Annotated in this window: 12 protein-coding genes; 7 read left to right on the top strand and 5 right to left on the bottom strand. The window is 61.3% G+C overall.

The features are described from left to right. Positions 1–2 precede the first annotated feature (2 nt). The 4 genes from FFV09_RS00075 (at position 3) to FFV09_RS00060 (ending at position 4,054) form a co-directional block, all read left to right on the top strand. The gene (locus tag FFV09_RS00075; protein WP_141445770.1) at positions 3–680 is read left to right on the top strand and encodes a response regulator transcription factor; all 678 of its coding nucleotides are present in this window, start codon (positions 3–5) and stop codon (positions 678–680) included. Continuing rightward, positions 677–2,083, top strand: a complete 1,407-nt coding sequence (locus FFV09_RS00070; RefSeq protein ID WP_246098432.1) for a sensor histidine kinase — start codon at positions 677–679, stop codon at positions 2,081–2,083. Before FFV09_RS00075 ends, FFV09_RS00070 begins: the two co-directional genes overlap by 4 nt. A 130-nt stretch (positions 2,084–2,213) precedes the next feature. Next, a complete protein-coding gene (locus tag FFV09_RS00065) occupies positions 2,214–3,332 on the top strand; it encodes an ABC transporter permease (protein WP_141445768.1) in 1,119 nt (372 codons plus the stop codon). After that, positions 3,329–4,054: an ABC transporter ATP-binding protein gene (locus FFV09_RS00060; RefSeq protein ID WP_246098431.1), complete on the top strand. Its 726-nt coding sequence runs from the start codon at positions 3,329–3,331 to the stop codon at positions 4,052–4,054. Before FFV09_RS00065 ends, FFV09_RS00060 begins: the two co-directional genes overlap by 4 nt. Before the next feature lie 113 nt (positions 4,055–4,167). Here FFV09_RS00060 and FFV09_RS00055 read toward each other — a convergent pair whose 3' ends face one another. From FFV09_RS00055 to FFV09_RS00035, 5 genes are all read right to left on the bottom strand, one after another. After that, positions 4,168–4,854 carry a 4'-phosphopantetheinyl transferase family protein gene (locus FFV09_RS00055; RefSeq protein ID WP_141445766.1) on the bottom strand — a complete coding sequence of 229 codons (687 nt, stop codon included), beginning with the start codon at positions 4,852–4,854 and terminating at the stop codon, positions 4,168–4,170. 19 nt (positions 4,855–4,873) lie between these two features. Further along, positions 4,874–7,282 (bottom strand): FtsX-like permease family protein, encoded by a 2,409-nt coding sequence (locus FFV09_RS00050; protein ID WP_141445764.1) that lies wholly within the window; start codon positions 7,280–7,282, stop codon positions 4,874–4,876. Then, positions 7,260–8,045, bottom strand: a complete 786-nt coding sequence (locus tag FFV09_RS00045; RefSeq protein WP_141445762.1) for an ABC transporter ATP-binding protein — start codon at positions 8,043–8,045, stop codon at positions 7,260–7,262. The genes FFV09_RS00050 and FFV09_RS00045 overlap by 23 nt, the downstream gene beginning before the upstream one ends. A gap of 413 nt (positions 8,046–8,458) precedes the next feature. Further along, complete coding sequence (locus FFV09_RS00040) at positions 8,459–10,012, bottom strand: HAMP domain-containing sensor histidine kinase (protein WP_141445760.1); 1,554 nt, start codon at positions 10,010–10,012, stop codon at positions 8,459–8,461. Then, entirely contained in the window at positions 10,003–10,719 is a 717-nt protein-coding gene (locus FFV09_RS00035; protein ID WP_141445758.1) for a response regulator transcription factor, read from the bottom strand. The genes FFV09_RS00040 and FFV09_RS00035 overlap by 10 nt, the downstream gene beginning before the upstream one ends. A gap of 234 nt (positions 10,720–10,953) precedes the next feature. On the opposite strand from FFV09_RS00035, the gene FFV09_RS00030 reads away from it, so the two are divergent. From FFV09_RS00030 to ectB, 3 genes are read left to right on the top strand one after another with little or no spacing between them, the layout of a single operon-like run. Then, positions 10,954–11,907: an ACP S-malonyltransferase gene (locus FFV09_RS00030; protein WP_141445757.1), complete on the top strand. Its 954-nt coding sequence runs from the start codon at positions 10,954–10,956 to the stop codon at positions 11,905–11,907. Continuing rightward, entirely contained in the window at positions 11,904–12,620 is a 717-nt protein-coding gene (locus FFV09_RS00025; protein WP_141445755.1) for a thioesterase II family protein, read from the top strand. The genes FFV09_RS00030 and FFV09_RS00025 overlap by 4 nt, the downstream gene beginning before the upstream one ends. A gap of 6 nt (positions 12,621–12,626) precedes the next feature. Further along, positions 12,627–13,901, top strand: a complete 1,275-nt coding sequence (gene ectB / locus FFV09_RS00020; RefSeq protein WP_141445753.1) for a diaminobutyrate--2-oxoglutarate transaminase — start codon at positions 12,627–12,629, stop codon at positions 13,899–13,901. The last annotated feature ends 2 nt before the right edge of the window (positions 13,902–13,903 follow it).

The raw sequence follows: 13,903 nt of genomic DNA, 5'->3' as shown, positions 1-13,903 counted from the left end.
ATGTGAAAAAAGTGCTGATCGCCGACGATGACGCCCATATCCGCACGCTGCTGCGAACGGTGCTGACGCAGGAAGGCTACCGGGTCTTCGAAGCCGAAGACGGGGACGCAGCGTCGCGCCTGCTGGCGGAAACGCCGGTCGATCTGGCGATATTGGACGTCATGATGCCCGGCGTGAACGGGCTTGACCTGTGTACGGAAATTCGCGGCCTGTACGATATTCCGGTCATTTTGCTGACGGCGCGCGAGCAGCTGGCGGACAAGGAAGCCGGCTATGCGCACGGGACGGACGACTACGTCACCAAGCCGTTCGAGCCGAGAGAACTGCTGTTTCGCATGAACGCTTTGTTCCGCCGCTATTCGCTGGCTTCAAGCGAGCAGATCAAGCTGAACCGGATCGTGATCGACCGCCAAAATCACGAAGTGACCGACGGCCATACGACGCTGCTGCTGCCGCTCAAAGAATTCGAGCTGCTTGCGCAGTTGGCCGGGCATCCCGGTCGGCTGTTCGAACGCGGCGATCTGATCCGGCTCGTCTGGGGAGCGGACTACGACGGCGACGAACGGACGGTCGACGTCCATATCAAGCGTCTGCGCCAGCGCTTCGCCGAGCATACGGAAGATTTTACGATCCGCACGGTGCGGGGCATCGGATACAAGCTGGAGGTGGGGCGCAGGTGAAGCGGCGAATACGTCTTCCGCGTCTCGGCAAAAGCTTGTACGTACGCGTCTGCCTGACGACGCTGCTCGTCGTCGCCGCAAGCGCGCTGCTCGGCTTTGTCGTCTCGAACGTCCATTATCACGTGAAGCTCAAGCCGTTCAACGACGCCAAGCTGACCGGCATCGCCTACGAAGTCAAACGAATGGCGGAACGGCTGCCCGGCGACGCCGATCCTTATCTGAGCGGCGCGGCCGGGCTCGGCTACGAACTGTACGTGACCGACGGGCAGGGCAGCGAAGCTTTCTACGGCCGGGACTTTCGCGAACTCGACCTCGATCCGAACGTGATCGACGAAGTCGTGGCGGGAAGCGAATACCACGGCGTCGCCGATTTTCCGAACCGCCTGTTCATCACAGGCTTTTTCGACAACCGGCTCAGCAATACGGTCGGCGTTCCGCTTACGCTCGGCGGACGTCCGGCGGCGCTGTTCCTGCGGCCCGACGTCATCTTGCAGTTCGGCGAACTGCGCAGCTTTTTCGCGATGATCGGGCTGCTTACGGTCGCGTTCAGCATCGCGCTGTTTCTCGTCGCGACCCGCTATCTGGTCAAGCCGATCACCCGGATGACCGGCGCGACGCGCCGCATCGCGGACGGCCATTACGATATCGAACTGCCGACGAAGCGCGGCGACGAGATCGGCCAGTTGGCCGGCCACTTCATGACGATGAGCCGCAGCCTGTCGCAGGCGGAACAATCGCGCCGCGAATTCGTGGCCAACGTCTCGCATGAGATCCAGTCGCCGCTGACTTCGATCCGGGGCTTCGCTTCGGAACTGGCGGCGCCCGATCTGCCCGAAGACCGGCGCATCCATTTCGCTTCGATCATCGGGGACGAGAGCCGCCGACTGTCGTCGCTTGCGCGCCAGCTGCTGCTGCTCTCGTCGCTCGACCGGATGGAAGACGGGCTGATCCGCAGCCCGCTCAGGCTGAAGACGGAGATCCGGCGCGCCGTCGACGTGCTGGAATGGCAGCTCAGCGACAAAGAAATCGCGCTGGGCTTGTCTGTCCCGGCCGAGCTTGCGGTGATGGGCGACGCCACGCTGCTTGACCAGGTATGGGTCAACCTGCTGTCGAACGCGGTCAAGCATATTCCGGCCGGCCGCTCGATTTCGGTGACGGCGGAGGCGGACGGCGCCGAATGCGTCGTCCGCTTCGCCGATACGGGCGACGGCATTCCGCCGGAGAAGCTGCCGCTGCTGTTCGACCGGTTCTACCGCGGCGATCCGTCCCGGGCGGACGGCGGCAGTACGGGGCTCGGCCTGGCGATCGCCAAAAAGATCGTGCTGCTGCACGGCGGCACGATTGCGGCCGAGAGCGAAGCGGGGCAGGGCGCCGTCTTCGTCGTCCGCCTGCCCAAACTGTAATTTGGCGTTCATGCTCCGTTCATGTTCGAACTCTATGCTCAAGAAGCGTCAAGGAGCAATCCGGCGATCGGACAAGTGCGGCACGCTCGGCGGCTGCGCGGGTCCGGCCGGAAAACAGGAGGAGTCGAACATGTTTTTGGCACTGCGAGAAATCGTTTTTTCCAAAACCCGCTATGCGCTGATCGTCGCTATCATGCTGATGGTGTCGTTTCTGGTGCTGTTCGTGACCGGGCTTGCGAACGGCCTGGGCGGCGCGACGTCGTCGGCCGTGCGGGAGATGCCCGCGGATCATTTTATCGTGCAAAAAGAGTCCGATTCCCGCTTCGCGCGGTCTTCGCTGCACAGCGAGCAGGTCGAAGCGGCGCAGGCGGTGGCGGGACCGGACGGCGCGGAGCCGCTCGGCGTCCAGATGACGACCGTGCAGCGAGAAGAAGCGTCCGGGCGGATCGATGTCGCGCTGTTCGGTGTCCGGGCGGGCGGTTGGGTCGTGCCTGACGTCGTCGCGGGGCAGAAGCTGGACGCGTCGCGTCCGGGCACGATCGTCGCCGATCGCGAACTGGAAAAGTCGGGCGTACAGATCGGCGATACGCTCGTCGACGAAGCGACGGGGCTGAAATGGACCGTGGGCGGATTCGCGGAAGGCCGGTCGTACAGCCATATGCCGGCGGCCTGGATGAGTGAAAGCGATTGGGCGGCGTACCGCTCGGAGCTGATGGCGGCGCGCGGCGGCGAAGCCGACACGGCGTACAACGCGATCGCGCTGCGCGTGTCCGGCGCGCAGGCGACAGCGCTGGGCGCGGCGGTGAACGATGCGGAAGTGATCACGAAAGCGCAGGCGATCTCGGCTATTCCGGGTCACAAAGCCGAACAGTCTTCGCTGCTGATGATGATCGCCTTTTTGTACGTGATCTCGGCGTTCGTGCTGGCCGTATTTTTCTACGTGATCACGATTCAGAAAACGAGCCAGTTCGGCATCTTGAAAGCGATCGGCGCCAGAACCCGCTATTTGGCCGGCAGCGTGATCGCCCAGGTGTTCGTGCTGTCGGCGGGCAGCCTCGCGATCAGCGTCGGTCTGGTCCTGATCCTGAAATCGATCCTGCCGGCCGCGATGCCGTTTGCGCTCGGAGCCGGCACGATTGCGCTGAGCTGCGGATTGTTTCTGGGCGTGGCGCTGCTCGGCGGGCTGGTCTCGGTCGTCAAAGTCGCGCGAACGGACGCGCTTGACGCGATCGGGAGGGCGGGAGCATGAACACGCAGATGAATACGGAAGCGAAGAAGAGGATCGCGCCGGCCGCGAAACTGCGGCTGAACGGCGTGTCGCACGCCTATGGAGACGGCGAAGCGCTGCTGACCGTGCTGGACGGCTTGTCCTGTTCGGTCGCCGCGGGCGAACTCGTCGCGGTAGTCGGGCCGTCGGGCTCGGGCAAAAGCACGTTTTTGTCGATCGCCGGGGCGCTGTTGACGCCAAGCCAGGGGGAAGTATGGATCGGCGGCCGCAGCCTGGGCGGCCTCAGCCCTCGCCAGCTGGCCGAGCTGCGGCTGCACGAGATCGGGTTTATTTTTCAGGGAGCGAATCTGCTGCCGTACCTGAACGTGGAAGACCAGCTCCGCTTCGTGGCGAAGCTGGCCCGGATCGACACCGGGCAGGCGGCCCGCCGGGCGGACGAACTGCTGGAGCGGCTCGGCCTGTCGGAGCGGCGCCGCCATTACCCGGACAAGCTGTCCGGGGGCGAACGCCAGCGCGTTGCGGTCGCGCGGGCGCTGATGAACGATCCGTCGGTCATGCTGGCCGACGAGCCGACGGCGAGCCTCGACGCGGACCGGGGCCGAGAGGTGACCCGTCTGCTGGCAGAGCGGGTCAAAGCCGAAGGCAAAGCGGGCATCATCGTCACGCACGACGAGCGGATTCTGCCGTACTGCGACCGCGTGCTGCGCTTGGAGCAGGGCCGGCTGAGCGAAGAACGGGTGTGAGCAGAGACGGGACGTGAGCGAAGACCGATTTAGAACGGAAAAGGGAAACCGGAAACAGCCCGAGGCTGACAAACAGCCAAAAGCCGACAAGCTAAGCTTGTCGGCTTTTGGCGTTACAGAAAATCGTGTTCCAGCTCGCTTCGGTCAAGGGCGACAGGCTTGGGTGGCAGCGTGCCGCCAAGACCGCATGCGGACAGCTTGTACGCGTCTCCGACCGAATACGAAGCGACGCGGCAGGGGAGAACGCCGTCCGCTTGATGCAGCTCGAACGTTTCCCCGCGCTTGCGCACGCTGAACGAATCGAGCGGCGTCTGAAGTCCTTTGCCGGTCATCTTAATGAAGCTTTCCTTGATCGTCCACAGTTCGTAGAAGCGGTTCAGCCGGTGTTCCGGAGCGGTTCGCATCAATCCGTCGTATTCTTCACGGGAGAAAAAGGTGCGGGCGATCTCGAACTCGATCGGGTCCATCCGTTCGATGTCGACGCCGATCGGCTGGTCGTCGACGGCGCAGACCGCCCAGTCGCCGGCATGCGACAAGCTGAATTCGAATGTGGGCAGGTCCGGGACGAACGGCTTGCCGAACGGGCCGTCCTCGAACCGGATCTCGTCGCTGCGCAGCCCGAACGTCCGCAGCAGCGCGCGGCGGACGAGCAGGTCGGCGTACAGCGTCCGGTACGCGTCGGCCGGCTGCCGAAATCGCAGCAGACGCGCCCGCTTGGCCGGCGATAGGCGTTCGGACAGCGCGGCCAGATGCCGCGCGTCGAGGGTGTCCGGTATGCGTACCATATGAATGACGGTCATGTGCGTGCCTCCAACAAGATTACTCGACTACGAGGATACGCGGCGACGTTTTTCGGATAATGCCCGAAGACAGCCACGATCCCGCAGCCGCGGCCGGAATACTCAGGCAGGCGATCAGGGCGACGCTTGCGCCGTTGAACACGAGCGGCAGATCGACCATGCCGTATCCGGCCAGGATGCTTTCCAAAATGACGGGCAGCGCGTACACGCCGAGCAGGATGCCGAGGAGCGCGCCGACCGTCGCCAGGATCGACACGCCGAGCGCCACGGAGCGCCGGATTTGTCCCGAAGACATGCCGATCGATTTGTAGATGCCGTACGTTTTGATTTCTTTGCGGATATTGATCAGGCAGATGCTGTAGATAATAATCAGCGTAACCGTGATAAACAGGGCGCCCATAAAGCTCATCGGAAGAATAAGCGTCGTCGCCGCTTCCCGGAACACCGAATCAAGCAGCGTCTTTTGCGTAGCGGCGCTGATTGAAGCGGCATACCGTTCGTTCAGTTCCGGCACGACCGTATCCGCCTGGGAGTGATCGTTCAGGTTGATGTAGGCGACGTCCGCCGCGCTGAACGCCGGATTGTCCGCTTGAACCGTCTCGGATTTGATCCGGACCGAGTTCGAGGAGTTGGCGACCGACTGGTAGATACCGGTTACGGTCAGCACATGCGGCTGGCCTTCCACGTACAGCTCGACCGTGTCGCCGAGACTTTTGCTTAGCGTCTTGGCCACGTTCACGCCGATCGCGGTCTCGTTCGGGTTCACGGGATTTGCGCCTTCAAGCACGGCGAACCCGATATCGTCGTAGCTGCCTTCGACGATACTGACGACGACGCCCATCGTGTCCTCGGCCTTCTCCGAAGCTGCGCGTTCGGGCGATTCGATCACGCCGGTGACGCCGCTGTGCCAGGAGACGTTTTTGATCCGGTCGTCCGCGGCCAGACCGGCTTCGAATTCCGTTTTGGAGAACGAAGCCGGATCAAATACCCGCACGGTAATATCGGAATTGTCGTACCCCCACTGCGGGGACGTCTGCTGAATGTTCATGACGCTGCTCAGCACGACGTACCCGAGCACGAGCACGGCCGAAGTCACCATGGCGAGAATAAGCATCAGCGTGGACGTTTTGATATTTTTGAGCAGATTGCGCGCTCCGACGACGAGCACGGCCGGCAGGCTGCCGAAGCCGACGAGGCTTTTGCCGGAAGCGCCGATGCCGCGGGATTCCCGCCGGCTGTCGCTCTCGGACATGCCGTAGCGGATCGCCTGTACCGGAGCGATGTGCCGGGCGCGTCTGCCGTAAGCCCATACGCAGAGCAGCACGAGCAGGAAGATCAGCACGCCGGTCAGCGCCGCCGCGTTCATACCGCTCAGCGGAAGCTGACCTGTATCCGTCTTGAGGTACGACAGCGTGCTGTCGACGATGATGCGCGAGAGGAACCGGCTCAGAATCAAGCCCGGCACGATCGCGATCGCGCTCAGGAAAGCGTACTGGATCAGATACACGCCGATCGTTTTGCCGGAAGTGAGTCCCAGCGACTTGAGCACACCGATCGTCCGGTACTGCGTCAGGATCGCATCCGAGATCGTGAAGCCGATCGTGAACAGCGCGATCGCCATCATCACGACGGCGAGGAAGATCATGACGAAGCCGATAACCTGGTTCAGGATCAGGTAGAACGAAGAGATCTCGGCAAAAGTCATGACCGATTCGAGATACGGCGTGCCGAGAAACTGCTCGAACGCCGTCCAGTGCGCTTGGCGGTCGGCGTAATTGTCGTAACGGATACCCATCATGTACGAAGACTTCGCGCCTTCGGAAGCCGACAGGCCGCCGTAGTCGGCTTCGTTCATCCAGATGCGCGATTCGGTCGAGAACGGGCCGCCGTAAGGAATATCGACGACGACCGCCGACACGTTCAGCTCCAGCGCTCCTTGGCTCGTCTTGAACGAGAGCGTATCGCCGACCGCGATATCGTGCGAATACGCGAGCGAGGTCGGAATCCACGCCTGCCCGGCTGCCGGCGTCTCGCCGAGCGTGCCGCGCGCGGGCAGCAGTTCGTCCACGCCTAGAGGGCGCTGTGGCGTATCCATCATGAACAGCAGCAGGTTCGGGATGTCGCTGCCGTTATGCGAGACGCCCGACAGCGTATGGTAGGGAAGCAGCTTCGACACGGACACGCCGGGTTCTTTTTCCCAGAAAGCATGTACCTTCTCCGGGTCGTGCAGACCGCCGTCCAAGCGCAAAATGTCCTGGGAACCGTTCGTTTTTTCGTGCATGCCCGTGAACAGATTGTCGGTGTTCGAGATCAAAATGACCGAAGTCGACAGCAGCAGGGTGGACAGCAGTACGAGCAGGGCGATCAGCGAATTCTGGATTTTTCTTTTTTTGAGATTGGCGAGACTAAGCTTCCACACGGCGTACATGGCGCTGCTCCTTCCCCGACACGAAAGCGAATATGGCTTCCTCGCGTCCCGGCAGCGTTTTTTCGTCGTATTTCTCGAATTCGAGAATGCCCGCGACTTTGCCGTCATGGATATAGACGAGCCGGTCCGCGCGGCAGGCGGCTTTGATATCGTGCGTCACCATGACGACCGACTGGCCTTTGCGGTTGATCCCGGTCAGAATGTCGAGTACGGCCATGCCGTGTTCGTAGTTCAGGCTGCCTGTCGGTTCGTCGGCGAACACGACTTCCGGGTCGTTGATCAGTGCCCGGGCGATCGCCGCCCGCTGCTGCTGTCCGCCCGACGTCTGGGCCGGCAGCCGGTCTTTCTGGCCTTCGATATCCATCGCCCGCATCAGCGAGACGGCTTTGGCCCGCACGTCGCTTTTTTTGCCGCCGGCGATATAGCCGGGCAGCGAAATGTTCTCGACGACGGACAGATCCGGCACGAGATTGATGCTCTGATAAATATACCCGATTTTGTGCGTGCGGAAATTGGAAATTTGCTTCTCGCTGTATGTATCGATCCGTTGGCTGCGGAAATAGACTTCGCCGGTCGTGATCCCGTCCAGTCCGCTGAGCAGGTAGAGCAGCGTCGACTTGCCCGAGCCCGAATTGCCCATGATGACCGTGAAGTCGCCTTCGTAAATGTCCAGGTCCACGTTTTTGATCGCATGGAACTGTTCGCTTCCCGTCGAATAGGTCTTGCACAGATTCGATGCGTGCAAAATGGCATGCTTGTTCATCGTACGGCCTCCTCGTATGTCTTCCATACTTTTCACTATACAAGACCGATCTTTCGCAAATCTGACGAAAATCTTAATAAAGTCTTACAGCGCAAAAAGCGCCGACGATAAACGTCGGCGCTCAGGCTGTCGAGAAAGTCCTATACGTATGAGAAGCTTGTCGACTGCGGGAGAAATTCGTTCCGGTCGCGTGTTGAAATCAGGAAAAAGGATCAAATTTAAATGGGATTTTCCTGATTTCAAAGGCGAACGCTGGCGCTCCTACACTGAATTTCTCCCTCCGCCTCCTCACTTTGTTCAGAATCAGACTTTCTCGACACGTTGAGCGCCGACGATAAACGTCGGCGCTCTTTTCAGCGAAGAAGAGGGGCAATCCGTGAAGCAGGAGCGCAGTCCGCAGAGAAGGACCGCTCTCAGCAGAGAGGAACCGTAAAATGGAAAACGGTGCCGCTGCCTTTGCGGCTCTGGAACGAAAGGCTTCCGCCGTGCGCTTCGATGATCGTCTTGCAGATCGACAAGCCGAGGCCGCTTCCGGCTTCGCGCCTGGCGGCTGCGGCGCGCGAAGCCGCATCGGGCTCAAGGCCGGCGTCCCCGGGATCGGCGCCGCCTTTGTAAGCCCGCTCGAAAATAAACGGCATATCGGCAGGATCGATGCCTTGGCCCGTATCGGCGATGCTGACTTGAAGAAAGCCGGGCAGCCGTTCGAATCCGATCGAGATGGCGTCGCCCGGTCGCGTATGCTTGAGGGCGTTGGAGACCAGATTGGAGACGACCTGGTCGAGGCGGTGGACGTCCGCCCGAATAAGCACGTTCGGGATGCCGGATGGGTCCGTATGGAGCGCAGCGTCCGGCCGGACGGCTGCGGCTTCCGCCGCTGCGCCGCTCAGGCCGGCCGGCCCGCGGTAAGCGATGCCGGCGGACGTGACGTCGCGCTCGACCGTGCGCAGAATCTCGCCGAACACGTCGCGGCTGTAGCTTTCCCGCGGCGTGATGGAGATCTGCCCCAATTCGTTCAGCGCATGCACGAGCAGGTCGTCGGTCAGCCGCACCATTTTGTCGGTATGGACGCGCATCACGCCGACATAGTCAAGCACTTCGTCCATGTCGGCGCACAGCCCTTCTTCGATGACTTCGATATAAGCTTTGAGCGTCGTGAGCGGCGTTTTGAGATCGTGCGAAATATCGGTCACGAGTTCTTTTTGCATGCGTTCGCGGCGCAGCCGTTCGCGGTTCAGATGCAGGATCTCCAGGCGCATCTGGTCGAAAGCGGCATACAGGTCGCCCATTTCGTCGGGCTCCGCATACTCCGCTTTTTGTTCGTATTCGCCGCGCAGCATACGTTCCGCCGCCTGCTTGAGCGAAACGAGCGGCTCCACCGTCCGCACGCGCAGGCGGCGGCCGAAGCGCCACACGGTCCACGCCGCGGCGCACAGCAGCGCGCCGAAGACAAGCAGCGGCGCCCCGACCCGGTTCGGCTCGGCCGGAGGCGCAAGATCGTCCGCCGCGAAGTCGAACAGCGCGCTTCCGGTCTGCGCCCCGTTCTCCACGACGGGAAACGCGACGGCGAGCCGGCCGGGCACGGCCGAAGCGTGCACCTCGTAGTTGAGCGCGCTGCGCAGGTCGACAGCCGCGCCTTGCGGCGGTACGGCGCCGGATTCCGCCGCATATGTATCGAACGCGATGATGCCGCGCAGGTCGACCAGCGTCAATTCGGCGCCGATCCGCTCGCACCGTTCCAGCAGGCCGGCGCGGGCGGCGGCATCGCTGCGCAGCGTTTGCAGACCGGTCCGCTCCAGCTCGAACAGGATTCCGCTGACGGCCAGCCGGGCCCGGTTGACCGGGTAGCGTTCGGCTTCGGGATGCTGGACGCCGCTTGCCAGCAGCAGCCACAGACCGCTTCCGAAAATCAGCAGCAGCAGCACGAAGAGCGTCGTCGCCTTGCGGCGAATCCAGACGTTCAGGGGCATAGTTTGTAGCCTACGCCCCACACCGTTTTGAGATAGCGCGGATCGGACGGGCTTTCTTCGATTTTCTCGCGGACGCGCCGCACGTAGACGCTGACCGTATTCTCGTCGACGTAACGGTCGGAGCCCCAGACGAGGTCAAGCAGTTCGCTTTTGGAAAAAACGCGGTTCCGGTGTTCGGCCAGCACGAGCAGCAGGTCGAATTCTTTGGCGGACAGCGCGATCTCGCGGCCGCCGGCCGAGACCCGATGCTCGCTTTTGTCGATCGACAGCTCGCCGATCCGCAGCTGCGCGTCGGGCTCCTCCGGCAGGCGAACCGGTTCCGCGGCCTGTTTCATTTTGTCGTAACGGCGGAAATGGGCATTGATGCGCGCCAGCAGTTCACTGAGCGAAAAAGGCTTGGTCATGTAGTCGTCCGCGCCGAAGCCGAGTCCCAGCACTTTGTCGGTATCGCTGCCGCGGGCGCTGAGAATCAGAATCGGCGTTTCTCTGGTTTCCCGAATCTGGCGGCACAGTTCCAGACCGTCCGCGTCGGGCAGTGTCAGGTCCATGATGACGTAATCGGGGTCGAGCAGCTCGATCATGCGCAGGCCGTCCGCGCCGTTGGACGCCGCGGACGCTTCGTAGCCGTGCTTCGCCATATAATTCGTGACGATCCGGGAAATGTCCAGTTCGTCTTCGACGATGACGATTTTTTTGGTTGGATTCATTCGGGATTCTCCTTATTCGGGCCTGCCGACTGTAGGTATGCTCTAACCATAGCAGAGAAGATTGGGAAGAGGTAGGTTTTCTAGTAGGTTTTTAGAAATCTGTTGACGAATCGGATCTGCCTCATTACGATGGGGGAGGTATGAAGTTCCTTTTTTCAAGGAAGAATTACATAATTAAAAACTTCGCATATTTTTTAACATTTTTAATTTACATCTAGGAGGAACGCAACCGCCATGATCAAATTCGCGTTCGTTTTTCCGGGGCAATCTTCCCAGCGTATCGGTATGCTGCAAGAGCTGCATCGAGAGAGCGAAGAGGTAAGAAGAACGTTCGAAGAAGCTTCGGATCTGCTGCACCTTAACGTTGCCGGGCTTTGTTTTGACGGCGACGAGAGCACGCTGCGGGACATTAGAATCAGCGCGCCGCTGATCGTGACCGCCTGCACCGCTTCTTTTCGTCATTTTACCGCGGAACGGGCCGAGCGCCCTGCGCTGATGGCGGGCCACAGCCTCGGCGAATACGCGGCGCTGTCCTGCGCGGGCGTGCTGACGTTCGAACAGGCGCTGAAGACCGTCACATTTCGTTCGGAACTGGCGCACGAAGCGGCGATCGCCTGCGACGGCGCGATGAGCGTCATCTACCGCACCGACGCGAACGTCATCGAACAACGGTGCGCCGAACTGCGCCGGCAGGGAAAGCGCGTGTGGGTCAGCTGCTTCAACGCGCCCGACCAGCTCAGCGTCGCCGGCGTGCGGGCCGATCTGGACCTGCTTGAGCGGATAGCCGAGGAGCGGGGAGCGTCGGTCAAGCGCATGCCCGGCAACGCGCCGTTCCATACGCCGCTGCTGCAAGAAGCGTCGGTTGAATTCGGCGCTCATCTGCGTGCGCTGAAGCTGTCCGAACCGAAGTATCCCGTTATCGCGAACGTTAACCTGAACTGTTATACCGCCGACACGGTCGCGGACTATCTGGTCGCGCAGCTGCTCTCGCCTGTGCAGTGGCATCGAACGATCGAACGGGCGCTCAGACAGAACGTCGATACGTTCGTCGAACTCGGCAGCGGCGGCATTCTGACCCGCATGCTGCGCGCGTCTTATCCGGATGCGCGGGCATTCGGCTACGAACGTCAAGCCGAGCGCGACCGGCTGGCCGGGCTGTTCCCGGTTCGGGAAGCGGTGCCGCAATGAAGCTGTACACGGTCCCGTACGCCGGCGGTTTTTCTTTTACATACCTGAAGTGGAAAAAAGAGCTGGAGACTTCGATCCAACTGTGTCCGATCGAGCTGCCGGGCCGAAGCGGCCGCGCCGGCGACGAACTGCTGCCGACGATCGGCCAAATGGCCGACTTCGTCGCGCGCAAAATCGCGGCCGACGACAGCGGCGAACCGTACGCAATGTTCGGCCACAGCATGGGCGCCTACGTCGTAACGGAAGCGTATGCCCGGCTGAAGCGCGAAGGGCAGCGCCTGCCGCAGCACGTCATTTTGTCCGGCATGGTTCCGCCCCATCTCTACAAGCCGAAACGGCATCATCTGCTGCCCGAAGAACAGTTCCGGGAGCGCATGTTCGAGCTGGGCGGCATTCCCCGGCAGCTGACCGAAGACCCGGAGTTCGCTTCCTTTTTGTTCCGCCTGCTGCGCAGCGATTTCGGCGCGGTCGAAAATTACCTCCCAACGGTGCGGGAAAAGCTGTTTGCCTGCCCGGTCACCTTGTTCAACAGCGAGTCCGACCATGATCGTTCGTCCATGAACGAGTGGGACCGCCATACCTTTTCCCCTTCTTCCTACCAGGCCTTCGCAGGCAGCCACTTTTTTATTAACGAACACGCAAACCGCGTCGTTCAAGCCATCAACCGGATATTGAAGCCGTCGCCCGTTTCTACTACGCACCGAGAGGGATGACCGTATATGTTGATTTTCGACGCTCACGAGTCCAACGTACGTTCTTACTGCCGCAGCTTTCAAGACGTGTTTGTTTCGGCGAAGAACGACATCATGTATGCCGAAAGCGGCAAAGCTTATATCGACTTTTTTGCGGGAGCCGGCGCTTTGAATTACGGACATAACGACGAATACATCAAGCAGTGCCTGATCCGTTACCTGGAATCGGACGGCGTCACGCACGGGCTGGACATGTACACGGATACGAAACGCCTCTTTATCGACAAATTCGTCCGCGGCATCCTCAATCCCCGGGGACTGGAATACAAGTTGCAATTTTGCGGCACGACGGGCACGAACGCCGTCGAAGCGGCGCTCAAGCTGGCCCGCAAAGTGAAGCAACGATCGTCGGTCTTTTCTTTTATGGGCGGCTTTCACGGGATGTCGCTCGGCAGCCTTGCGGCGACGAGCAACCGGAGCAGCCGCGAAGGCGCGGGCCTGCCGCTCGAACACGTGACGTTTATGCCGTATCCGTTCGGCTATATGGATACGTTCGACACGCTGCAGTATATGGAAAACGTGCTCAACGACGACCATTCGGGCATCGACAAGCCGGCCGCGGTTATCTTCGAGACGGTGCAGGCGGAAGGCGGGATCGTGCCGGTGACGCCCGAATGGATGCGCGGGCTCGCCGATCTGTGCGCGCGGCACGACATTTTGTTGATCTGCGACGATATCCAGGTCGGCTGCGGCCGCACCGGCACGTTCTTCTCGTTCGAGCGGGCGGGTATCGCGCCGGACATGGTCACGCTGTCCAAATCGATCAGCGGCTATGGGCTGCCCATGTCGCTGCTGCTGATGAAGCCGGAGCACGACATTTGGAGCCCGGGCGAGCATAACGGCACGTTCCGCGGCAACCAGACGGCGTTTATCGCGGCGACCGCCGCGCTTGAGCTGCGCGAGCAGATAGACATGGACCGCGTCGTGCTGGAGAAGGAAGCGATCATTCGCGAAGCGCTCGGCCGATTCGAAGCCGAATTCGGCAGCCGGATCGCGGTTCGCGGCATCGGCATGATCTGGGGCGTCGATCTGGCGGGTCTCGGCGATCCCGATCTGTCGCTCAAAATCGTCGGCGAATGTTTTGAACGGGGCTTGATTCTGGAGCGGGTAGGGCGCAACGACTCGGTGATCAAGATCATGCCTCCGCTGACGGTCGATCCGGACAATCTGCGCCGCGGCCTGGACATTTTGTACGGCGCGATGCTCGAACATATAGCCGAACATTCGAAAGCGGGAGCGTGATG

Source organism: Saccharibacillus brassicae, assembly GCF_006542275.1.
Classification (GTDB): domain Bacteria; phylum Bacillota; class Bacilli; order Paenibacillales; family Paenibacillaceae; genus Saccharibacillus; species Saccharibacillus brassicae.
This window is presented reverse-complemented; position numbering and strand designations above follow the sequence as displayed.